General features: G+C 71.4%; 21 protein-coding genes. 5 read left to right on the top strand and 16 right to left on the bottom strand.

All coding sequences use genetic code 11. The annotated features are described in order from the left end of the window. The first annotated feature begins 29 nt into the window (after positions 1-29). Positions 30-599 (top strand): thermonuclease family protein, encoded by a 570-nt coding sequence (locus MRBLMI12_RS12880; protein WP_363356860.1) that lies wholly within the window; start codon positions 30-32, stop codon positions 597-599. A 150-nt stretch (positions 600-749) separates the two neighbouring features. Here MRBLMI12_RS12880 and MRBLMI12_RS12875 read toward each other — a convergent pair whose 3' ends face one another. Next, positions 750-1,148: a DUF1304 domain-containing protein gene (locus MRBLMI12_RS12875; protein WP_331912689.1), complete on the bottom strand. Its 399-nt coding sequence runs from the start codon at positions 1,146-1,148 to the stop codon at positions 750-752. A 35-nt stretch (positions 1,149-1,183) separates the two neighbouring features. On the opposite strand from MRBLMI12_RS12875, the gene MRBLMI12_RS12870 reads away from it, so the two are divergent. Beyond that, complete coding sequence (locus tag MRBLMI12_RS12870; protein WP_363356859.1) at positions 1,184-1,939, top strand: LysR substrate-binding domain-containing protein; 756 nt, start codon at positions 1,184-1,186, stop codon at positions 1,937-1,939. A gap of 206 nt (positions 1,940-2,145) precedes the next feature. On the opposite strand, the gene MRBLMI12_RS12865 is transcribed toward MRBLMI12_RS12870, so the two are convergent. From MRBLMI12_RS12865 to MRBLMI12_RS12850, 4 genes are all read right to left on the bottom strand, one after another. After that, the gene (locus MRBLMI12_RS12865; RefSeq protein WP_363356858.1) at positions 2,146-4,638 is read right to left on the bottom strand and encodes a CHAT domain-containing protein; all 2,493 of its coding nucleotides are present in this window, start codon (positions 4,636-4,638) and stop codon (positions 2,146-2,148) included. Positions 4,639-4,707: 69 nt separating this feature from the next. Beyond that, positions 4,708-6,420 (bottom strand): S8 family peptidase, encoded by a 1,713-nt coding sequence (locus MRBLMI12_RS12860; RefSeq protein ID WP_363356857.1) that lies wholly within the window; start codon positions 6,418-6,420, stop codon positions 4,708-4,710. 73 nt (positions 6,421-6,493) lie between these two features. Continuing rightward, positions 6,494-6,961 carry a hypothetical protein gene (locus MRBLMI12_RS12855; protein ID WP_349426261.1) on the bottom strand — a complete coding sequence of 156 codons (468 nt, stop codon included), beginning with the start codon at positions 6,959-6,961 and terminating at the stop codon, positions 6,494-6,496. Next, positions 6,951-7,568 (bottom strand): RNA polymerase sigma factor, encoded by a 618-nt coding sequence (locus tag MRBLMI12_RS12850; RefSeq protein ID WP_349426260.1) that lies wholly within the window; start codon positions 7,566-7,568, stop codon positions 6,951-6,953. Before MRBLMI12_RS12850 ends, MRBLMI12_RS12855 begins: the two co-directional genes overlap by 11 nt. A gap of 124 nt (positions 7,569-7,692) precedes the next feature. Between MRBLMI12_RS12850 and MRBLMI12_RS12845 the strand changes: the two genes are divergently transcribed. Then, positions 7,693-8,436: a glutamine amidotransferase-related protein gene (locus tag MRBLMI12_RS12845; protein ID WP_363356856.1), complete on the top strand. Its 744-nt coding sequence runs from the start codon at positions 7,693-7,695 to the stop codon at positions 8,434-8,436. A 2-nt stretch (positions 8,437-8,438) separates the two neighbouring features. On the opposite strand, the gene MRBLMI12_RS12840 is transcribed toward MRBLMI12_RS12845, so the two are convergent. The 4 genes from MRBLMI12_RS12840 to MRBLMI12_RS12825 all read right to left on the bottom strand — a co-directional run bounded on the left by MRBLMI12_RS12840 (position 8,439) and on the right by MRBLMI12_RS12825 (position 12,218). Then, positions 8,439-9,239 (bottom strand): tryptophan-rich sensory protein, encoded by an 801-nt coding sequence (locus tag MRBLMI12_RS12840; RefSeq protein ID WP_363356855.1) that lies wholly within the window; start codon positions 9,237-9,239, stop codon positions 8,439-8,441. Positions 9,240-9,315: 76 nt separating this feature from the next. Further along, positions 9,316-9,801, bottom strand: a complete 486-nt coding sequence (locus tag MRBLMI12_RS12835) for a glutaminase (RefSeq protein ID WP_363356854.1) — start codon at positions 9,799-9,801, stop codon at positions 9,316-9,318. Further along, positions 9,798-10,997 (bottom strand): cation:proton antiporter, encoded by a 1,200-nt coding sequence (locus tag MRBLMI12_RS12830; protein ID WP_349426256.1) that lies wholly within the window; start codon positions 10,995-10,997, stop codon positions 9,798-9,800. The genes MRBLMI12_RS12835 and MRBLMI12_RS12830 overlap by 4 nt, the downstream gene beginning before the upstream one ends. 45 nt (positions 10,998-11,042) lie before the next feature. Beyond that, positions 11,043-12,218: a hypothetical protein gene (locus MRBLMI12_RS12825; RefSeq protein WP_363356853.1), complete on the bottom strand. Its 1,176-nt coding sequence runs from the start codon at positions 12,216-12,218 to the stop codon at positions 11,043-11,045. 65 nt (positions 12,219-12,283) lie between these two features. Between MRBLMI12_RS12825 and MRBLMI12_RS12820 the strand changes: the two genes are divergently transcribed. Continuing rightward, positions 12,284-12,874 (top strand): TetR/AcrR family transcriptional regulator, encoded by a 591-nt coding sequence (locus tag MRBLMI12_RS12820; RefSeq protein ID WP_349426254.1) that lies wholly within the window; start codon positions 12,284-12,286, stop codon positions 12,872-12,874. A 27-nt stretch (positions 12,875-12,901) separates the two neighbouring features. Here the strand turns inward: MRBLMI12_RS12820 and MRBLMI12_RS12815 are convergent, their stop codons facing one another. The 6 genes from MRBLMI12_RS12815 to xylA form a co-directional block, all read right to left on the bottom strand. Beyond that, the gene (locus MRBLMI12_RS12815; RefSeq protein WP_363356852.1) at positions 12,902-13,687 is read right to left on the bottom strand and encodes a GTP pyrophosphokinase; all 786 of its coding nucleotides are present in this window, start codon (positions 13,685-13,687) and stop codon (positions 12,902-12,904) included. Between the two features lie 73 nt (positions 13,688-13,760). After that, entirely contained in the window at positions 13,761-14,606 is an 846-nt protein-coding gene (locus MRBLMI12_RS12810; RefSeq protein WP_363356851.1) for a transposase, read from the bottom strand. 79 nt (positions 14,607-14,685) lie between these two features. Beyond that, a complete protein-coding gene (locus MRBLMI12_RS12805) occupies positions 14,686-15,798 on the bottom strand; it encodes a class I SAM-dependent methyltransferase (protein ID WP_363356850.1) in 1,113 nt (370 codons plus the stop codon). Between the two features lie 174 nt (positions 15,799-15,972). Further along, positions 15,973-17,598, bottom strand: a complete 1,626-nt coding sequence (locus MRBLMI12_RS12800) for a LuxR C-terminal-related transcriptional regulator (protein ID WP_363356849.1) — start codon at positions 17,596-17,598, stop codon at positions 15,973-15,975. 122 nt (positions 17,599-17,720) lie between these two features. Next, a complete protein-coding gene (xylB, locus tag MRBLMI12_RS12795; protein ID WP_363356848.1) occupies positions 17,721-19,025 on the bottom strand; it encodes a xylulokinase in 1,305 nt (434 codons plus the stop codon). Positions 19,026-19,140: 115 nt separating this feature from the next. Next, positions 19,141-20,328, bottom strand: a complete 1,188-nt coding sequence (xylA, locus tag MRBLMI12_RS12790; protein ID WP_363356847.1) for a xylose isomerase — start codon at positions 20,326-20,328, stop codon at positions 19,141-19,143. Positions 20,329-20,428: 100 nt separating this feature from the next. Between xylA and MRBLMI12_RS12785 the strand changes: the two genes are divergently transcribed. Then, the gene (locus MRBLMI12_RS12785) at positions 20,429-21,592 is read left to right on the top strand and encodes an ROK family protein (RefSeq protein WP_363356846.1); all 1,164 of its coding nucleotides are present in this window, start codon (positions 20,429-20,431) and stop codon (positions 21,590-21,592) included. 16 nt (positions 21,593-21,608) lie between these two features. On the opposite strand, the gene MRBLMI12_RS12780 is transcribed toward MRBLMI12_RS12785, so the two are convergent. Then, on the bottom strand, positions 21,609-22,604 hold the full coding sequence (locus MRBLMI12_RS12780) for a LacI family DNA-binding transcriptional regulator (protein ID WP_349426246.1): 996 nt from the start codon (positions 22,602-22,604) through the stop codon (positions 21,609-21,611). Position 22,605: the final 1 nt, after the last annotated feature.

Raw genomic sequence — 22,605 nt, 5'->3', positions numbered from 1 at the left:
GCGTCGCGACCACGGCATAGGCTCGCGACGTGTTCAGACGCGTCCTCATCGGCATCCTCGTGCTCGCCCTCGCGGGCGCGGCCGTGTGGTGGTTCGCCGGGCGCGACCATGATGCCGCCCCTACCGCCGACGCGACCCCCGGCGGGGCTGCGACGATGCCCGCGATTCCCGCTGACGCGTTCGAGATGACGGTCGAGAGCGTGCACGACGGCGACACTCTGCGCGCCCGTGTCGCGGTGCCGAACGCCGTCGTCGGTGATCTCGAGTCGACGCGCGTCCGCCTGCTCGGCATCGACACCCCCGAGATCTCTCCTGCCCTCGACTGCTGGGGCGCGGAGGCGACCGCGAACCTCTCGGCACTCGTACCAGCGGGGTCGACGATCTGGGTGGCGCCCGACGCAGAGGTGCACGACCAGTACGGCAGGACTCTGCTGTACATCTGGACGCCCGACGGCCGCTTCGTCAACGGCGAACTCGTGGCGCAGGGCGACGCGCGCGTCGAGGTTTACTCGCCCAATCGCAGCCACGAGACGCTGCTGCGATCGCTCGAGAAGACTGCTGTCGCGTCGGGGTCCGGTCAATGGGGCGCGTGCGACTGAACCCCGCCTCCGCGCATCGGCCGCGGCGAATCGGCGACGTGACACATCCCCATTTCGTCGATGAACTTCCGGTTCACACACCACGAGGCTGTGTGAACCGGAAGTTCATCGATGTGTCGGGGATGCCTTCGCCCGAGCTGAGCAGGCTCGTCAGGCGAAGAGGAACAGCACGAAGCCGATGAGCGGCAGCGTCCCCTGGATGAGCGCCGGCCGCAGATACTTCATTCCTGTGGTCAGCAGCACGAGAGCGGCAGCCACCATCGACCCGAGGCTGAACAGCACGAGCGCGAGCCCGGCCGCGCGCACGGGGGCGGCATCCGATCCCGCGAAGATCAGCACCAGACCGATCACGACGCCGATGGCGAGGAACAGGTTGTAGAACCCCTGGTTGTACGCCATCGGCTTGGTCGTGTCGGCCGCGGCCTGGTCGGCGACGCCGAAGCGCTTCCAGACCTTCGGCTGCGTCCACTGCACGCTCTCCATCACGAAGATGTACACATGCAGCAGCGCCGCCAGCGCTGCGAAGACCGTCGCGAGGATCGTCACCATGAGCGAACGATAGCGCCCCGGCTACGCTGAACGGTATGGCGAAGGGCGGGCCGCGCGCAGGCGGGCGAGGACGAGGCGTCTCGGGCAAGCGTCCGGGCGCCGCATCCGGATCCGCAGCCAAGGGCAAGCCGACGAAGGCACGCCGGCCGCAGCCGTCGCCGGGCCCGTCGCCGACGCCTCCCGCCGAGCCGCCCATGCCGACGACGTTCCTCCTCGGCGCGATCCCCGGTGCCACACCGGGCAAGTGGATCGACACCTGGAAGGAGCGGATGCCGCACACGAGCCTCGAACTCGTCCCGCTGGCGGTCGCCGGCCAGCGTGATGCCCTCCGCGCCGGCGAGGTCGACGCGGCACTCGTCCGGCTGCCGATCGACAAGGATGGGCTCCACGTCATCCCGCTCTACGACGAGGTGCCGGTCGTCGTCTGTGCGAAGGAGTCGCACCTGACGACCGCCGACGAGCTCGATGCCGCCGACCTCGTGGGCGAAGTGCTGATCGTTCCCGAGGACGACGTGCTCGGCATCCGTCCGCCCGGCACCGTGGCACCGCGCTTCGCTCCCCCGGCCGACACGGCCGAGGCGATCGCGACCGTCGCCGCAGGGGTCGGGATCGTGGTGGTGCCGATGTCGCTCGCGCGGCTCCACCAGCGCAAGGACGTCGAGTACCGGCCCCTCCTGGACGGACCAGCATCCACGGTCGCGCTGGCGTGGGCCGCGGACCGCACCACGCCCGCCGTCGACGCGTTCGTCGGTATCGTACGCGGCCGCACCGCGAACTCCTCCCGCGGCTGATTCCGCCACGGTGCACGGATGAGGGGCGCCGCCCCCAGTCCCCGGTGCGGCACCCCTCGAAGATCGGCACCGAAGACCCGCTCCCGAGCAGCGTTTCCCCAGGAGGCCTTCTGTCCCGCTTCCCGGCCCCCAGGTCGGGCAGCGGGAGCCCATCCAGTGAGCAGGAGCCGCCGGCATCCGCCCTGATACACGCGGCGCGAGAAAAGTCAGAACCCGGCGCCGTGCACCTGGAACGGTGCGACGATGCCGGTGCTCTCGGATGCCGCAGCCAGCGCCTCGGAGGGCGCGACCCCGGCGGCGAGCCCGTGATGCATCGCCGCGAGGAGTTCGCACGCGACGTCGTCGGCGACGATGACCGGGGCGGCGACGACGCATCGAGTGCCGGCGTGCAACCACACCCGCGTCATGCCGATCGATTCGTCGCCCCAGCGCACGGCCGAACGGCCCACTTCGCAGGCGGACAGCACCACGACCTGGGGCGGACGCGTCATGAGGTCGATGTCGTAGCCGAACAGCGCGCCATCTGCGAGTTCGAGGCCCGAGAACAGAGGGTTGTCGGCCGCATGACGTCCGTGGGCAGCGATGTGCAGCACGTCGACCGTCGACGCGAGCGCCGTCACGGCGTCGGCGGTCGCGGCATCAGCGTGCAGCTGCTGTGCGTGCGCCCAGGCATCGGCTGCCATCGTGATCTCCTCATCGCCGCGTGCGACTCGCGGGCCGGCGGCGAACCCGGCAGTCGCGAGTCCTTCCGGCGCCGATCTGCGTGCCCGCACCCAACTGGATGCTGACGAGGCGAGGGTCACCGCGCGAGCGTTCAGCCCGGGAAGCATCGACCACGGGATGCCCGCGAGCACGCCGGGAGCGGTGATCAGGATGCGCCGTCCGTCCCCGTCACCGATCGCCGCGTCCACGAGCAGCCGCGAGAGCACCCGGAGCCGATCGTCGAGCGAGCTCCGCACCACTGCCGCCACCGGCCCCGTTCGGACGGATGCCGCCATGTCGAGGTCCGCACGCAGGCCCCGGAGCGCAGCTCGGACTCCGTGCCAATCCAGCGACAGGAACCGCGCTCCCGCCGCCGACGCGACCACGAGTCCGAGTCCTACACCGTCGAACACGTACGAGAGCGAGATCTCACCGGCGTCGAGCTCTCCGCGCAGGTCTTCGAGTTCTATCCGGTCGTTCAGCGTCCGTCCGGCGGTCGCGGACCATTGACGTTCCCGCGCCCGGTCACGGAGGAGAGAGGCGCGGGGCCCTGAGAGCCAGTCCGTCCCTCCGTCGTCCACGCGGAGGACCCGCAGCTCGGCGAGATCGGCGGCAAGCTCGGGGTCGGGCGGTGGTCGCAGTGGCACGATCTGCTGGTTCAAGTGACGGGCGCGCTCCGACCACTCGAAGACGACGCTCGGTCGGCCGGACCGCATCGCGGACGAGAGACCCACCGTGATGACCCCCAGCCCCTGCATCGTCGTCGACCCGGAGAGGTCGAGGCTGCCCACGGCGCGCCGAGTCGTCACCAGCAGGTCCAGGCCCCCCGCCGCGTGACGTCGGACTCCGCGTTCGTCGCCCCGAGCCCGTGCGCGCTCCGCACGGACTTCATGCACGAGCAGTCCGAGCTCCAGCGGCGCCCAGCGTGGCGTCCGGGGCACCCTGATGGTCTGCGGGTCGGCGCCCCGTCGCACGCGGGCGAGCAGCTCGCTCATCCGAAGCAGTGCCGCATCGCTGTGGTGCCCGTGTGCGTCGAGTGCATCTGCGACGTCCGCCACCGTCGTCGTGCGGGGCAGGGCTCGGGGCGTCGCCACCGGTGCACCGGACCGGTCGACACGGCCGATGGCCAGCTGCGCGCGCAGCTTGATCGCCTCCGCTCGCATCCCCCACCCGTCGCTGCCGATCGATCGGAATCGCCTCGCCGCCATCGACGCGACCCGTGCCGCACGTTCGGGCGAGTGGTTGAGCAGTGAGCGCGCGAGATGGAACTCCGCCTCGGCGCGGTCCTGTCGCGCGCCGTGCCGGGCGAACGTCTGCGCGACCGATTCGAGCGATCGCTCAGCCTCGCCGACCAGCCCGGCGTCTCGGAGCACCTCGGCGCGGTCGAGCTCATTGATCGCGGCCCACACATCAGACTCCTCATCCAGAGGCGCGCGGACTCCCTGCATCAGCCGCAGGGCGCCGACGAGATCTCCGCCGAGCATGCGAACGTAGGCACGGTTGTGCACCGCCTGGTCGGCATCGAGGTCGAGCGCGGCCCCCCGGTAGGCCGCCTCGGCGGCGAGCAGATCCGCTGAGGCGTCGTCGAGTCGTCCTCGCCGCATGTTCACCATGCTGCGGTTCATGCGCATGTTCGCCGCCCGCACCGGATCACCGCTCAATCCGTCGATGCTGCGGGTGAGCGAATCGGCGGCCGGATCCAGGTGGCCCCGCTCCATCTGAATCGAGCCGAGCTGCCCTTGGAGGATCGCCAGCGTCTCCGGGGCCAGTCCGGGCCGTGCGAGCGCTTCACGGCACAGTCGCTCCCCTTCGACCGCATCGGACTGCTGTGCGAGCAGGTAGGCGGTCGTTCCGGTGACGCGCGCCTCGAGATCCACATCGCCCGCGGCCGAGGCAGCACGGGCGGCGCGCGCCAGCACACGACGGGCGTCTGCGTAACGCCCTCGGTTCGCAAGGTGCACACCGCGCTGATACAGGTCGCGGGGGTCGGAGCTCACTCCCTCATGATGGCGAACTCCGCGCGGCTGCGGCATCCCCACGCGCGAACTGCGTGAGGATGCCGCGCTTCACGCTGTGCTGCCACCCTTGATCGAGCCATCCAATTCCTCGAGGTCGTCGATCGCCTTGCCCGTCGCGGCCTCCACGGCGGCGACACCACCCGCACCGCCGGCCATCAGCACGGGAGTGAGGTGAGCGGCGATCAACCCCGCCACATAGGGGGCCGCGAACGACGTGCCGCTCCACACTGCGTACCCGCCACGCATGTCGTCGGGGTCGATGGTCTCCCGGACGCGGCCGTAGAGATCATCGCGTGAGCCCGCTTGCACGCCGCCGTTCAAAGGCGGGACGGTACTGACCACGGATGTGCCGGGCGCGTAGGCCGTGACCCACGGGCCGATGTTGCTGTAGAGCGCGACGGATCGGAGGTTGGGGTTGAGCGCACCGATCGCGAGATGTCGTGCTCGCTCGCCCTCGGTCTCATCGATCCGCAGGTCGGTGTCGCCGGTCCACGGCCACAGCGCTGCGGGGAAGGTGGGGCGATCGGTCGCGTCATTGCCGGCAGAGCACACCACCGCGCAGCCCTGATCGCGCAAGCGCCGAAGTGCGCTGTAGAGGCGCGTGCTGTACAGACCGTCCTCCGGGGTCTCGTGGTAGTACCCCAGCGACAGATTGAGCACATCGATGTGGCGGTCCCCGCCTTCGCCGTCATGCTCGACCCAGTCGGCCAGTTCCTCGATCGCCTCGATCAACTCGCTCTCGAGGACGGTTCCGTTGCTGTCGGCGACCCGTATCGAAATGAGATCGGCGTCGGGTGCGAGCTGGCGGATGATGCCCGATACGAACGTCCCGTGTCCTGCCCCGCCATCCAGGTATCCGTCCAACGCACCTGCCTGATCTCCGTCGACCTCAGGATCCGTCGCAGGGTTCTCGACGCCCAGGATGGTCGTGCCGATGACGGTCGGCACACGCCTTCGCACGATCGGCCGGCCGGACGCTGCGACGCCTTCGCCAGGCTCCCCCGGCAGCCACTTGTGACTTCCGCAGCCGGTGTCGACGATCGCGACCACCGGCCGACGAGCGTCCTTCGGAGGGTCGTCGGACCGGCGGGGCACGGGACCGATGTACGAGACCATCTCGAGGCCGCCGGTGCCGGGGTCGGAGTATCCGCCCGTTCCACTCGGGTTGGTCTTGGAGTGCGGATTCGTCTTGGAATGCGGATTGGTCTTGGAGTGGGGGTTCGTCTTGGAGTGCGGGTTGATGCCGATGGGGTCGATCGACAGCACATGGTCGAGCCCGACCTGCCGCAGCGGGTGGTCGGCCGGCAGTTCGAAGCGCCGCCGATCCGCAGCGCGCGAGATCCCGCGCGCGGAGGCCTTCGCCGCGTCCAGCGACTGCTCTCTCCGCTCGCCGCCCCGCACCGCGAGCGCGCGCGCGAGCTGCAGCAGGCGCCACGCGTCCACCGGAGGGACGGGCTCGTCGTCGCGTCCTTCCTTCGGCGCTGGGAAGATGCGCGCGCGCGTCAGCTCGGCTCCGCTGCGTGTGCTCACGGCCTCCTCGGCCACTTCCCAGCCGAGTTCCGCTCCGGCTGCCGTGAGAGTCTCGATCGCGGCATCCGTGCGACCCGTGATGATGAGGTGTCCGGGCGCGTAGACGGTGCTGAACGCCTGGATGCCGGGCACCGGATCGCGGGTGGGCTCGAGCGGCACGCCCCTGGGCTCGTCCGCTGCCTCACGCTCACGCCACGGGCGCAACGGTCGTTCGCGGTCATCGTCAACCATGTCTTCTCCTCACACACAGCGGATCCGCGGCCCCCAGGCCGCGGCATCCGTCTCCCGTACTTCGAACTGCTTGTCAGACCTCGAACTGAGGCGTCTGGAAGTCGTGCAGCGCGCCGTCGGCGTCGCGCACGACGAGACGAAGTCGCGCCACCCCTGGCGTGACCTCGTCGAAGGCGAACCGTCCGTGCTCGCCCGGTTCGGCCGACCACTCGCGGTCGCCCTGCACCAGCCGGATGGCCAGAGCCGCGGCATCCACCCATCCGTCCACGCGCCGATCGCCGCTCTCGGTGGCGGTCACGTGCAGCAGCACGCTGGTCGTGCCGTCGCTGAACTGCAGCGTCGCGGTGTCGGTCTCACCGCGGACGGCGGCGAGGGTCCCTTCGACGAGCGTCAGCAGCGCGTACTCGCGCGACAGGTCCTCGACGGCGACGGCGGCGACCATGCGGTCGACCAGCTCGGCCGGCACCGGATCCACGTCCTCCCACATCCGGCGCATGCGTGCGAAGAGCGCGGCGTCGGCCGCGAAGTCCTCAGTTTCCATCGTCGTCACCTCTCCATCCGTCGTCCTCGAGGACGGCGCGAAGCTTTGCGAGGCAGCGCTGGCGGGTCGGTCCGATCGATCCGATGGGCATCGCGAGGTCCTCTGCGATGCGGGCATAGTCGGGGCGGTCCTCGAACGCGACGATCCGCAGCAGGCGCTGGCATCGATCGTTGAGCGTGGCGACCGCCGTCCAGAGGCGACGGTTCTCGTCGCCCTGCGCCGCGGTCTGCTCGGCGGATTCGTGGACAGGAAGGTGCGGTTCGAGCGACTCGGCCTCGGTGGCATCGGCGCGCCGATGCTGCTTGCCGACCCGCCACGCCTCGCGGCGCGCGCACATCGTGAGCCAACCCGACACCGCGAGCGGGTCGTTGATGGTCTCGTGACGGCGTACGAGCGTCAGCCAGGTCGTCTGCACGACGTCCTGGGCCAGCGCAGGGTCGACTCCGTACGCCCGCACGACGTGCCACAGCGGCGGCGTCATCAGGCGGACGAGCTCGTCCATCGCACGGCTGTCACCTTCACGCCACCGCACGAAGAGTGCGGCGGCGCGCTCCCATCGCGCCGGCTCCGCGGAGTCGACGGATGGCTCGGCGCCGGCCTGCGTCATAGCGCCCATTCTGTCCACACCATGCCCGAGCGCGATAGTGCGGGTTTGATACACGAATACCGGGCAAAGTCGGCGGATGTCGCCGCTTTCGCGCGTGCTCGGACCGGAGACCTAGAATTCCTGCATGACGACCGCGCCGCTGCTCTATGTCTGCGTGCGCCCGCAGCTGGGCGCGGCAGCCGCCGAGTACGAGTCGTTCCGGGCCGCGATGCGCCTCGACGAGAGCCTGCTCGGACGTCACGACCTCGTGCGCGAACCGCTGCCCGACGACGTCTTCGAGCGGTACTCGGGCTTTCTCATCGGCGGCAGCCCCTTCAACGTCACCGACCCGGAGTCGACGAAGACCGACGCGCAGCGCCGCCTCGAGGCCGACCTCGCGCGCATCGCCGAAGCCACGGCCGACGGCGCAGGGCCCGCGTCGCTGTTCACCTGCTACGGCATCGGCATCGCGACGCGCACGCTCGGCGGCACCGTCAGCCGCGCGTTCCCCGAAGACACCGGGCCGGTGGCCGTGCAACTCACCGCGGGTGCCGCGACCGACCCGCTGTTCGGCGCCCTGGCGCACCGCTTCACCGCGCTCACCGCGCACAAGGAGGGCACCGAGTCGCTCCCGCCCGGTGCGGTACTGCTGGCGCGGAACGACGGGTGCCCCATCCAGGCGTATCGCGTGGGAGACAGGCTCTACGCGACCCAGTTCCACCCCGAGCCGACCGCCAAGGCGTTCACCGAGCGCATGGCCGTGTACCGCGACGACGGCTACTTCGACTCCGCGGACTACGACGCGATCGCGGGCCGCGTGCTCGCGGCATCCGTCAGCCAGCCGGCGCGTCTGCTGCGTGCGTTCGCCGAGCGTTTCGGTCCCGCCTGACCTCACGCCTCGGCGTTGCGGACCGCCGTCGCCTCGCGCAGGATCGTGCCCACGACCGCCGAGCCGAGGATCAGGACGGCGACGACCACGGCCGTCCAGCCGATCGCAGCGCTGGAGGGCTCGCCCGTGAGGCGGCCCACCGCGAGCCAGATCAGTCCCCAGGCGAGGGCCAGCGCGGGGCCCAGCCGCCATCTGCTCGCGGCCTCGATGCCGAGCCCGACGACGGCGACGACGACGAGCACGATAACGCCCCACAGCGCGGCGGCGTCCTCCCACTCCGGCGGCGCGATGGACGTCAGCCACGCGGTGATGTTCGCGACGGTCGCCAGCGTCACCCACCCGAGGTGCAGGCCGGTGACGCCGTCGACGAGCAGCCGGTCGGCCCAGCCGTCGGCCGGTTCGATGACGGTGCGGTGGAAGGTGACGCCGAGGAGGGCCAGCAGCACGATGATCGCCAGCACGGTGAGTGCCAGCGAACCGAACTGGGCGGTCACCAGCCACAGGCCGTTGAGAGCCATGGTTCCGGCGATCAGCCAGCCGAGCGCGCGCTGTCGTTCACTGCCTCGCTGCCGCGGCAGCGCCTGCCAGATCGTGTACGCGAAGAGGCCGAGGTAGATCGCCGACCAGATGGAGAACGCGGGTCGCGCAGGTGCGAGGTAGGAGCCGTCCTGGTCCAGAGCGCCGTCCTGCAGATCCTGCACGGCGGTGCCGCCGAACAGCCCGGTGCCGACCATGGCGGCGACGATCATGAAGCAGAACGCGCTGATGACGACGATCTGTCGTGTGAGATCCCGTGCAGCCATGCTCACACGCTACGGCGCACCCCCATCCCGGACGAGCGCATTGACAGTCTGCCCTCCGGCCGATATCGGACCGGCGTCACGCGCCGGCCGGAGGTTCGAGCAGCAGTGCCACCCGCTCGGCGAGATACGCCTCCAAGGGCATGAGTCCTCCTGCCGCGCTCCACCGCACCTGCGCGACGCCGACGGCCGCGACGAGCGGTCCTGACTCTCCGCCAGCATCGACGAGGTCGGGCTGCAGCATCCGCCATCCGATGTGCACGGTCTCCCCCTCGGCGAACCCGCCCCGGCGCGCGGCCGCCGCGAGCTCGGCGCGCTGCCGCTGAGACTCGGCGGTGTAGCCGCGCCGGGCCTCCTGTCGGGCGCGGACGATGTCTCCCGTCGCGAGCACGCCGTCGTCGGTGAGCAGCAGCACACCCAGGTGCCACGCGGCACCGCGGCGCTCGACGCGGGGGGCGCGCGCGACCCCGAGGATGCGCCGCGGCACGACGAGCTCGCCGAGCGCTTCGCGCGGCGCCTCGGCGAGCCGCGCGCGGGCGGCGTTGAAGAGCTCGAGGGCGCTCACGCCATGTCGTCCTCGAGAGCCGGCGTGGCCTTCAGCCGCTCGCCGCGCAGCGCCATGCCGATGAGGGGGAACAGGAGGACCGACAGCATGCCGCCGGCGACGAGCACGGTCTGGTGCGAGGTCGTCAGGATGTCCTCGTCGACGCCGATCTGCGTGACCGCGACGATGATGGGCAGCCCGGTGGCGCCGAGCAGCGCGATGGACAGCCGATCGCGCCGTGACGATCCTTCGGGTGCGGCGAGGGTCGACGGCAGCCCACGCACCAGCAGCAGCGCCACGAGCACGACCGGGACCAGCAGGAACGTGGCCGGCTCCTCGAGGAGCGCCTCGAGGTCGAAGGTGACACCCGTGTAGATGAAGAAGATCGGCACGAGGAAGCCGAACGCGACGCCCTCGATCTTGCTCTCGACCGCCTCGCGGTCGGGTTCGGACGCATCGCGCATGAGGAGGCGCCAGATGATGCCCGCGGTGAAGGCGCCGAGCAGCATGTCGAGGTCGAGGACGATGCTGAGCGCGACGAGCGCCGCGAGGATGACGAAGACCACTCGGATCGCGAACTGCCCGGACGTGTGCAGGGTGGAGCTCACGAACGCGTGCATCGCGCCCCGCGGCACTCTGAAAGCGAGCCAGATGGCGAGTGCCGCGAACCCGGCGAAGACGGCGAGCACGACGGTGGACAGGCCGGGCTCGCGGCCGCCGAGGAAGATCGAGATCGCGATGAGCGGGCCGAACTCGCCGACCGCGCCGATGGCGGCTACGGCCTTGCCGAACGGCGTGGGCAGCTCGCCGGCGTCGCGGAGGATGGGCAGGAGGGTTCCGAGCGCCGTCGAGCACAGGGCGACGCCGATCACGATCGCCGCCTCCCCGGAAGCGAGCAGGAAGCCCGCGGCGATGCCGGCGGCGAGGCTGATGAGCCACCCGAGGGAGGCGCGGCGGCCCAGGCGGCCGCGGAAGGAGCCGAATTCGATCTCGGTGCCCGCGACGAAGAAGAGCATCGCGAGCCCGAACTCCGACAGCGCGTCGACGAACTCGCTCGGCACCGCCCACCCGAGAACGGCAGGGCCGACCAGGATGCCGAGCAGGAGCTCGAACACCACCACGGGGACGCGCATCCACCGACCGATCCCCCGCGCCAGCAGCGGCGCGAGGACCGCCAGGATCGGGATCACCAGCAGTGTCGGTTCGAGGTCGTCCACGCGAACAGACTAGCCAGCGCGAGGCGCTCGGATACGAGCGACGGGTCAGCGCACGAGCGGCTCGGCGGGTTCGAGCGGCGCCGCCGAGGTCGCCGGCTCCGCGGGCTCGAGCTGACGCTCGGGCGGCGTGAGCTCGGCGCGCGTGCGCTGGTGTCCGATGAGCGCGAGCACGACACCGCCCACGAGCCAGGCGCCCAGGATGATCCACTGCGCCGCGGTGGCGGCATCCGGGAAGTACATCACCGACCGCAGCAGCGTCGCCGACGCGCCCGGCACGAAGAACTGGCCGACCGCACCCCACGGCTCGGGCAGGAACTGCGGTGGCATCGCGGCACCGGCGATCGGGTTGGCGATGAACATCGTGATGATTGCGCCGACAGCGATGCCGGGAGGACCCATCAGCGCCGCGAGGCCGATGATGAGCGCCGACGTGGCGCTCACGCCGAGCCCGATGACGGTGGCGTTCAGCAGCCAGTCGCCGGTCAGCATCCCGAACCAGGTCTGCATGACGAGCGTGATCAGCGCACCTGCGGCGATGCCGAAGACGACGAGGCCGATGAGGCGCCGCACGACGCCCTGCACGAGCAGCGTCAGCAGGATGCCGCCGAGCATGCCGCCCAGCACGAGCGGGAACACGGATGCCGCAAGCCCTGCACCCGTGCTGTCACCCTCGGCGAGAGGGACGACGTCGGTGACGGTCACGGTCGGGATCTCGGGCGGTGCGCCCGCAGCGCCCTCGGGCAGCTGCGGCCGCTCGCCGGATTGCAGTGCGCCGACGATCGCCTGCAGCTGATCGGTGAGCGCCGTCTTGGCCGCGGTGTCGATCTGCGACTGCAGCTGCGTCGCCACACCGCGCAGCGCTTGCGCGGCGACGGGGCTCGCAGCGGTCGCGATCAGCACCTCGGGCTCGTCGCCGAGCAGGATGGCGCCGTAGAGCTCGCGGGATTCGATCTGAGCCACGGCGTCGTCGCGGGAGTCGACCTCGCTGAGGTCGAAGGGCGCAGGGTCCTGCTCGGCGAGCTTGTCTTCGACGGCACTCACGGCCTCGGTCGGTCCGGAGATGCCGGCGGGCAGGTTCTGCGGCTGCGATGTGGCGGCCGGCCAGACGAAGGCCATCACGATGACGGCCACGATGACGGATCCGAGGAGCCCGAACGCCGCAGCGACGGGCCAGCGGGTGGGGCGCGCCGGGGTGTCCCGGCTCTCGCGATGAAGGGACATCGCGACCTCCTTAAAGAGAATGACGGTTCTGTTTGCAACCATAACAGAATCGCTATTCTGTTTCCATGCCCAGAGTCTCGGACGCGTACCGCGAAGCCCGCCGTGACGAGATCGCCCGTGCCGCCCTGCGGGTCCTCGAGCGCAACGGCGTGCGCGACACCTCCATCGCCGACATCGTCGAAGAGTCGGGTCTGTCGACCGGGGCGATCTACTCGCACTTCTCCAACAAGGCCGAACTCGCCCGCTACGTCGTGGGGCGCTTCCTGCTGCCTCGCATAGACGCCCTGGAGGCGGCCGGCGCTCGCGGCGAGATGGTCACGCCGCGCCAGGCGCTGCGCGGCATGCTGTCGACCTTCAGCGAGGCCGGGCTGTCAACCCCGCTCGTGCTCCAGTTCTGGGGCGAGGCGATGGTGGAGCCCGGACTGCACGAAGAGATGCTCCGCACCGCCGGGCGCCTCCGTGCGTCGCTCTCACTCGCCATCGGGCCATGGGCGCGTACGCAGACGACGGACGAGGCGGATGCCGAGACCCTGGCCGCCGACACCGCGCGGTCGATCGCGGCCCTGGCGCAGGGCTACATCGCGAACACCGCGGTGTTCGGCGCGCGCGCCGTCGACGACTACCTCACCAGCGCCGGCGCCGTCCTCGCGAGCTGACCTCGCCCGCCGGTCCGTCGACCGGTGTCAGACCGGGCGGACCTCGTCGTCGCCGTGCGGGGCCGCGGGCGACGGAGCGGGAGCGATGCGCTCGGTGATCTCGCGGACGGCCAGCGGTGCCGTCTGCCCGGCGCTGCCGCCGCGGATCTGCCGGTGCAGGCGCTCCATGCGGGCGTCGAGCTCGGCGGCGGTGTCGGCGGCGTCCTTGAGGCTCGCCAGCAGCTCATCGGGCACGCGCGTGGCGTACTTGTAGTAGATCTTGTGCTCGAGGCTCGCCCAGAAGTCCATCGCGATGGTGCGGAACTGCACCTCGACCGGCACCTCGATGCGCCCGGTCGAGAGGAAGACCGGCACCTCGAGGATCGCGTGCAGGCTCTTGTAGCCGTTGGACTTGGGCGAGGCGATGTAGTCCTTGACCTGCAGCACCCGCACGTCGTCCTGAGCGGTCAGCAGGTCGAAGAGACGGTACACGTCGGCGGTGAAGCTACACGTGATGCGGATGCCCGCGATGTCGGTGATGCGCCGCCGGATCGACGCGAAGTCGCCGTCGATGCCCTTGCGCTGCACCTTCTCGACGAGGCTGTCGGGCGACTTCACGCGACTCGAGACGTGCTCGATCGGGTTGTAGTCGTGCGTGAGCAGGAACTCGTCGCGCAGGATCCCGATCTTCGTCTCGACCTCCTGCAGCCCGAAGCGGTACTCCATCATGAAGCGCTGCAGTTCGTCGCGCAGCTCCCTGAGCTCGCTCGGGGAGACCGTGATCTCACCCTCGTCGGACGCCGTCGCGGGCACCAGAGGTGCGGGAGTCGCCATGCGATTCACGCTAGGCGGCGGCCCTACGAGAGTCCTGTGAATGACGGATGCCGCGCCCCGACGCCGCAGGACCTCACTCGTCGTCGAGGGCGCGCCGCGCGCGCTCCGACTCCTTCGCCGCATCGCGCGCCTTCGCCGCCGCGTCGGAGTGCTCGCGCTCGACGGCGTCGAGCTTCTCGGCGGCGGCCTGCTCGTCCTTCTCGAGTGCGGCGAGGTCACGGCGGAGGTCGTCGATGCGCTCGCGCACGTGATCGATGCGCTCCTGCGCCTTCGCGCGGCGGGCGTCGACGCGGGCGAGCTCGCGCTCGGCCTCGTTCGCCAGGCGCTCCGCCTCCCGTGCGGCCTTCTCCGCAGCCTTGCGGGCGCGGCGCTCCGCGAGGTCGTCGCGCGGCGGCGGCGTGACGACGCCGGGCACCGACCCGCCCACCGCGTCGGCGATCGTGTCGGGCTCGATGTCACCGGCCTCCAGCGGCGTGACGAGACGGCCCGTCAGGACGGCAGCGGCGGCTGCGGCATCCATCACCGCCGCATTGATGGTCTTCTCGACGTCCTCGCGCGCGGCGGCGCTCAGCGTGCCACCGGCGTCCTCGGCCAGGCCGACCGCCTGCTTCGCGAGCGCGGCGACGAGCTGGCGCCGCTGCTTGCCCAGGCGCGCCAGCTCGGCTCCGTCGAGATCGTCCTGCGCCTCGCGCAGGGCCGCCGACAGCTCGATCGCGTCGGCGAGCTGCCCATCGCGGGCGAGCAGGTTCACCGTCCACGCCGAGATCGTCGGCTTGCGCAGCGCCTTGATCCGCTTGGCGACGGCTCCGGCAGCCATGCCGGCGCGCGCATTGCGGCGGGCCGTGAACTCCGACGGCGGCAGGGCGTAGAGCTCGGCTGCTACGGCGTCGAGCTCTGCGTCTGCGTCGGCCTCCGGCATCCGTCCATTCTTGCGTTCGGAAACCGCCGAAGACCAGACCTCCGCACGTACTCGACGCGCGGAGGCCTGCTCTCCCGCGTCAGACGATCTCGTAGAAGCGCCAGAGCCCGAACTCGGGGACGAGCACGCGGATGTCGCTCCAGCCCGCCGCGTGCGCATACCCGCGCAGCGTGGCGGGACGCATCACGGTGCCCGTGGCGGCGCTCGGGCGATGCGACCTGCCATCGGGCAGGCAGACGAAGAGACTGAAGCCGTACAGCAGCCGCTCGAGCTCGCTCGCGTCGGGGGTGAAGCGCTCCTCGGTCGCCTCGTCCATGATCACCACCACGCCGTCGTCTCGCACAGCCTCCCGCGCGGCGGCGAGGACCGCCACGGGGTGGGGCATGTCATGCAGGCACTCGAACGCGAACACGGCGTCGAAGCGGCCCTGCGCGGCGACGAGTGCGGCGTCGGAGAGCAGGAACTCGACGCGGTCGGCGACCCCGGCCTCGACGGCGTTCCGCCGCGCCATTTCGACCGACGCCTCGTCGATGTCGAACCCGACCACGCGCAGCTGCGGATAGGCCTTCGCGAGCGCGATCGACGACCAGCCTCCGCCGGCACCGAGATCGGCGATGCGAGCCTGCGGACGCCGCAGCACGTCGTCGAGGCGATCGATCCCCGCGAAGACGGACGGCAGCCGGTCGAACCACGGGCGGTTCATGTCCGCCTGGGCCTCACGGGCGTGCGCGCCGAGCTGCTCCCAGCTCACCCCGCCGCCCGTCCGGTACGCCTCCAGCAGAGCGTCCAGCTGTCCGGAGACGGCCGCCGCCATGCGTGCGAGTGGTTCGAGGTACGACAGGCTGTCGCGGTCCAGCAGGACCTCGCCCACGCCGGGCGCGAGGAGGAAGCGCCGGGAATCGGCGAGGCTCCCGCCAGAGCCTTCCCGCGACGGCGCTTCATCGGACAGCAGAACGCCGCTCGCGGCCTGCTGCTCGAGCCACTCCCGGGCGTAGCGCGCGTCGCAGCCCGTGCGCGCGGCGAGCTCACTCGCGGTGAGTCCGCCGCTGCGCGACAGCTCGGCGTACCACCCGAGCTGGGAGCCCAGGTGGATGGCCATGATGTCGAACCAGCCGAGCGTCGCGCCCATGAGCCGGTCGGCGAACTCGGCTGTCGCGTCCGGAGCTGTTTCGGTGATCGTCGTGGTGGACATCGTCGTCTCCTTCGTGAATGTCCTTCGGATGTCTGGACACGACGCTACGGAGCGCACGGTCGTCGGCGCGTCGGGCGAACCACGCAACCTCGCACGCGCGCTCTGCACCATTCGGTGCACGTTGCTGCGCTCCGACGCTGTGCCGCGGCGGCGATCAGCGGGACCGACGACGGATCAGCGCCCGCGGCGGCGGGTCTGCTCGTGCCACCACGCGGCCGCCGCCGTGCGCGAGCCCACCTCGAGCTTGATGTAGATGTTGGCGAGGTGCCGGCTCACGGTCTTCTCGCTGATGTAGAGCTCGTCCGCGATCTGCCGATTCGCCTTGCCCTGCGCGACGAGCTCGACGATCTCGCGCTCCCGCGCCGTCAGGGGACCGCCGTCGACCGGAACCGAGGTGGAGCGGACGACCACCGGCGGCGCGCCGAGACGCTCGAAGATGACGCCCGCCTGGTCGCGCAGCTGCCCGGCGAGCGCCGCATCACCGCGCTGCTCCTGCGCGGAGGCGAGCCAGTACAGCACGTTCGCCTGCTCCCACGGCTGCCGCAGCCGCCGGAAGAGCTCGAGGGCGGCGTGCAGCCGGCTGATCGCGCCATCGGCATCGCCGGCGTGGAGCATCGCCATACCGCCGGCGTGCGCGGCCCAGGCCCGGAATCCGTCGCTGCCGAAGACGCTGGCGTCGGCCTCGAGCTCGTCGAGCAGCTGCCGCGCCCATTCCGGCCGCCCGGTGGCGAAGGCGATCTCGACACCCGGACGCAGCAACCGTGCACGCCCCATGCGGTCGCGCTGCTCGAGCGACGTCGTGATCATCGCCGCGGCGCGTGCCGGCTCGCCTTCTGCGAGCACGAGCAGCGCCTCACCGGGGACGGGATCGACGCCCGCCGATCGCGCCTGGCCGTACGCGGCGCGCGCCCCCGCCGCATCACCGCGCAGCCGGCGGATCTCGCCCAGCTGGTGCCAGCCCTCGCCCGCGACCCACGGATGGTCGGATCCGAGGTCGTCGCATGCCCGCTGCAGCGCCGCTTCGGCGGCATCCCACTCCCCGCTGGCCGACTGCAGCTCGAGCCGGTGCACGCGGCAGACGCCCGCGTACACGACATGCGCGCCGCGCGCGGCGCACCATGCCTCGGCGGCGCGCGTCCAGTCGGCCATGCGACGGAAGTCGGCGAGCTCATGGCAGACGTGGATCGTCGTGCAGAGCACGTCGCCCGCCCACTCCGGCTCGAGCTCGTCCGACACGACGCACAGCATCGCCTCGTCGAGCTGGGCGAAGCCGTCCGCGGTGCGTCCGGCGCGGATCGCGTGCATCCCCGATACGACGGCGCTCAGCGCCGACACCGCCGGAAGCTGCAGCTCGCCGGCCAGCTGCTGCATGCGCGAGACGCTCTCCGCGGACCAGAGGGCTCCGGTGCCGTCGAGATCCATACTCGCGGCCAGGTAGACGTCGTACGCGTGGCCCCGCCCGTCGGGGAGGTCGGCGAGAATCCGATGGGCCCGCCGAGCCCACGCGGTACCGACGGTCAGCTCGGCGCGCGTGAGCCGCACCAAGGCGATGACGAGAGCCGTTTCGGCCGCGGCCATCTCGGCGCCGTCGCGCGAGAGCATCCGGAAGGCGGACTCGAGGTGCTCCAGGCCCGCCTCCTGGCGACCGAGCCACCACTCGCACGACGCGAGCGCGCGCACGTCGTCGCCGGTGGCCGCCTCCCCATCCCGGGCCGCCGCGAAGCCGTCCCGTGCCGTCTCCCAGTCACCGGACCGATATGCCGCCCGAGCCCGTTCGAGCTCGGCGATCGTGTCCGCCATGCGGGAATGGTACCGCCGCACCGCCGCCACCGTCCGGTGCGGACGCAGGCCCGGGCGCGCGACCCTCGACCCTTTGCAGAGGATGAGGGCGCTCGCGCCGTACGACCGGAGGTCGCCGGCGATCAGGCGGAGAGGACGGATGCCGCCTGCCGCGCGGCGCCGAGGGCGACGTACTCCCCCGGCTCGGGCACCTCGACGGGAAGCTCCAGCACCAGCGGCGCGATCTCGCGCACGGCCGCCGACTGGGCACCGCCGCCGATGAGCAGAGCGCGCTCCAGCGGAACGCCCAGGCCGCGCAGCGCCGCGAGTCCGGCGGCGAGGCCCGACAGCATGCCCTCGACCGCGGCACGGGCGAGATTCTCGCGCGTCGTCGAGGCGAGGGTCATGCCGGTGAGCGATGCCGTCGCGTCGGGCAGGTTCGGCGTGCGCTCGCCCTCGAAGTACGGCACCAGCTGCAGGCCCGCCGCGCCCGGCTGGGCGGCGAGGGCCAGGCGCGAGAGCTCCGCGTGGTCGACGCCGAGCACGCGCGCGATCGCGTCGAGCACGCGTGCGGCGTTGAGCGTCGCGACCAGGGGCAGGAATCGTCCGGTGCAGTCCGCGAACCCGGCGACCGTGCCGGTCGGGTCGATCGTGCGCTCCTCGCTCACCGCGAAGACCGTTCCGCTCGTGCCGATCGAGACGACCACATCGCCGGGACCCGCCGCGAGGCCGAGCGCCGCGCCCGCGTTGTCGCCGGCACCGCCGCCGACACGGCGGCCGTCGGCATCCGTCACCCATTCGTCGGGACCGAGCACCCGCGGCAGCACCGCATCGTGACCGAGCGCCGCGACCAGGAGCTCGCGATCGTAGCCGCCGGTCGCAGGGTCCCAGTAGCCGGTGCCCGAGGCGTCCGACCGGTCGGTGACGAGCTCGTCGAGGACCGGGCCCCGTGGCGACTCGCCCGCGGGGCCGAAGCCGCGCAGGCGCCAGGTGAGCCAGTCGTGCGGGAGGGCGACGGCGGCGACACGAGCCGCGTTCTCGGGCTCATGGTCGCGCAGCCACCGCAGCTTCGTGATCGTGAAGGATGCCACCGGCACGAGCCCGGTCCGCCGCGCGAGCTCATCCGCGCCGAACTCCGCCGTGAGGTCGGCCGCCGCCTGCGCCGAGCGGGTGTCGTTCCACAGCAGGGCGTCGCGGACCACGCGCCCGTCGGCATCGAGCGCGACCATGCCGTGCTGCTGCCCGCCGACCGCCCAGGCCCCGACGTCGTCCACGCCTCCGGCATCCGCGATCGCCGCCTGCAGCGCCGTCCACCACGCCTCGGGATCGACCGAGGTGCCGTCGGGGTGCGACGCACGCCCCTGCCGCACGACGGCGCCCGACGCGGCATCCGTGATCACGATCTTGCACGACTGCGTCGACGAGTCGACGCCCATCACGAGGGTCATCTGCGCTCCTTCACGCGTCTTCTCCCCCGTTCACTTGCGCTGAATGTACGTCGCGACGCGCGATTCGCGTACGTTCAGCGCAAGTGAACAGGGAGGGAGAGGGGAACCGGGTGCGTCAGCGGGCGCCGAGCAGGTGCTCGGTCGCGAGCTGCTGCAGCCGGACGAAGCCGAAGCCCTTGCCGCCGAGGTACACGTCGGCGTCGAAGTCCTCGTACGCGGAGCGGTCGGCGAGGAAGTCGTCGTACGACTCGCCCTCGTTGAGCGTCGGGATCGACAGCTCGGCGACGCGGGCGGCCTCGAGCGCCTCCTGCACCTCGGGGTCGGCGCGGAAGGCCGCAGCGCGCTCCTTGAGCAGCAGGTAGGTGCGCATGTTCGCGGCGGCCGAGTCCCAGACGCCGGTCTCGTCCTCGGTGCGCGACGGCTTGTAGTCGAAGTGACGCGGGCCGTCGTAGGCGGGGACGCCGCCGGGGCCGCCGTTCTCGAGCAGGTCGACGAGCGCGAACGCGTTGTGCAGGTCGCCGTGGCCGAACACGAGGTCCTGGTCGTACTTGATGCCGCGCTGGCCGTTGAGGTCGATGTGGAAGAGTTTGCCGTGGTACAGCGCCTGAGCGATGCCGGCGGCGAAGTTCAGGCCCGCCATCTGCTCGTGGCCGACCTCGGGGTTGAGGCCCACGAGCTCGGGGCGCTCGAGCGAGTCGATGAAAGCGATGGCGTGCCCGAGCGTCGGCAGCAGGATGTCGCCGCGAGGCTCGTTGGGCTTCGGCTCGATCGCGAAGCGGATGTCGTAGCCCTTGTCGGTGACGTAGTCGCCGAGCAGGTTCACGGCCTCGCGGTAGCGCTCGAGCGCCGCGCGGATGTCCTTCGCCGAGTCGTACTCGGCGCCCTCGCGGCCGCCCCACATGACGAAGGTCTTGGCGCCCAGCTCGGCACCGAGGTCGAGCTGGCGGAACACCTTGCGCAGCGCGAACCGGCGCACCTGGCGGTCGTTCGACGTGAACCCGCCGTCCTTGAAGACGGGTGCCGAGAAGAGGTTGGTCGTCACCATCGGCACGATGAGGCCGGTGTCGGCGAGTGCGCCCTTGAGGCGGTCGATCTGGGTCTGGCGCTCGGCATCCGTCGAGCCGAAGGCGAACAGGTCGTCGTCATGGAAGGTGAGGCCGTAGGCGCCGAGCTCGGCGAGCTTCTCGACGGCGTGGACGACGTCGAGCGCGGGGCGGGTCGGTCCGCCGAAGGGGTCGGTGCCGTTGTAGCCGATGGTCCAGAGACCGAACGAGAACTTGTCGGCGCGGGTAGGGGTGGGCATGACGCTCCTTTGCGAGAAATGTTGCTGACGACAACCTATACCAGAACCGATGCCGCGTCCACTGTGCGATCGCGTCCCGGGTCGCCTCTACAGTGAGGGTATGAACGAGCCGGTGGGCAGTCGCCAAGCGAACCTGTCGCGGCTGCTGCGCCTGGCGCACCTGGACGGTCCCGTCTCGCGCGCGACACTGACCGGAGCGACCGGCCTCAACCGCTCGACGATCGCCGACCTCGTCGGAGACCTCGTCGCCCTGGGAGTCGTGGAGGAGCGCGCGCCCGACCCGAGCCGCCGCGTCGGTCGCCCGTCTCCGCTGGTGGCGCCGCACCCGCGCGTCGTGACGATAGCGGTGAACCCCGAGGTCGACGCGCTCTCGATGGCGGCCGTCGGGCTGGATCGCACGGTGCGGCGGCGCGAGCGCCTCGAGATGTCCGGTCTACTTGGCCCCGAGCGGACGGCGCAGCTGATCGGCGAGCGCATCGACGCGTGGCGCGAGGACGACCTCGCCGGGGCGGCGATCGCGGGGATCGGCGTCGCGGTGCCGGGACTCGTCCGGGCTTCCGACGGCCTGGTGCGAGACGCGCCGCACCTGAAGTGGAGCGACACCGCCCTGCGCGAGCTCATCGAGACCGCGACGGGCCTTCCCACCGTGGTCGGCAACGACGCGGCGCTGGGCGTGCTCGCGGAGCACCTGTTCGGCGCCGCGCGCGGCATCGACGACGTGGTCTACCTCAACGGCGGCGCGAGCGGCATCGGCGGCGGCTTGATCGTGCACGGGATGCCGGTGGCCGGCGCCTCGGGCTACTCCGGCGAATTCGGGCAGAACCGCCCCGGCATCGCGTCGAGCGCCGATCGCCGCGCGAGTGGCGGCGTGCTCGAGGACGAGGTGAGCCGCGCACGCCTGCTCGCCGTCCTCGGTCGCGACAACGCCGACGAGCCGGCCCTCGCCGAGATGCTGCGCGCGGCGCGCTCGCCCGAGGTCCGCGACGAGATCGCACGGCAGCGCCGCATCCTGTCCACAGCTCTGGCCAACGCCGTCAACGTGCTCAACCCGGCCGTCGTGGTGCTCGGCGGGTTCCTGGCGATGCTCGCCACCGATGACCTGGACGGGTTCACCGAGGCGGTGGTCGCCCAGACCATGCCGGCGAACGGCGAGGACCTCGAGATCCGGCCGGCGGCACTCGCCGAGGATCGCCTGCTCATCGGCGCCGCCGAGGCCGCGTTCGCGGAGCTGCTGCGCGATCCGGCGGGCGTCGCGCTGAACTGAGCGGGCTCCGTCGTCCTCAGAGCGGCGGAGCGGTGGTGCCCCGCGGGATGAGCCGCGTCGGCAGCGTCACGTGCGTCGCCGCCGGCGTCTCGCCGTCCATGAGGGTGACCAGCAGCCGCGCCGCTTCGGCGCCCAGGGTCTGCATGGGCTGGCGGACCGTCGACAGGGCCGGCGTCGACTTGGAGGCCTCCGGGATGTCGTCGAATCCGATGATGGAGAGGTCACGCGGCACACCGAGCCCCAGCTCCGCGGCGACCTTCACGATCTCCATCGCCGAGATGTCGTTGGCGGCGAAGACGGCGGTGGGGCGATCGCCGCGTCGGAGCATCTCGAGTGCGGCGACGCGCACGGCGTCCTGGCGATAGCTCCCCGAACCGACCAGAGCCGGGTCGACCGTGATGCCGGCATCCGTCAGCGCCCGCCGGTACCCGGCGTCGCGCGCGATCGACGAACGCAGGTCCGGGCGACCGGCGATGAAGCCGATGCGCGTATGGCCGAGCTCCAGGAGGTGTCGCGTCGCCTGCAGGGCGCCGCCGTAGCTGTCGGACTCGACGGTGGGCAGGTCGGCCGGCCCGGTATGCGGATCGATGGCGACCACGGGGACCTCGGCGCCGACGTTGACCACCGTGGGCGTGACCATGATGGCGCCGTCGATGAGCGTGCCGCTCAGGCGGGAGAGCGAGCGCCGCTCCCATCCCTCCGCCGAGCCGTGCGAGCCCGAGTACGCGAGGAGGTCGTAGCGCGAGTCGCGCAGCGCCTGCCCGACGCCCTTCAGGATCTCGGCGCTGAACGGCTCGAAGTCGGCGACCAGCACCCCGATCACACCCGTCGTGCGCGAGCGCATGCTGCTGGCGATGAGGCTCGACTCGTAGCCGAGTTCCGCGACGACGGCGAGGACGCGGTCGGCCGTTTCACTGGCCACGCCGTAGCGGCCGTTGACCGCCTTCGACACGGTGGCGACGGAGACGCCGGCCGCAGCGGCGACATCCGTGATGGTGGGACGACGCTTCATG

It is taken from the genome of Microbacterium sp. LMI12-1-1.1, from assembly GCF_040676455.1.
In the GTDB taxonomy this organism is placed as follows: Bacteria; Actinomycetota; Actinomycetes; order Actinomycetales; family Microbacteriaceae; genus Microbacterium.
The sequence above is the reverse complement of the archived record's forward strand: the minus strand, read 5'-3'. Positions and strand labels throughout refer to the sequence as shown.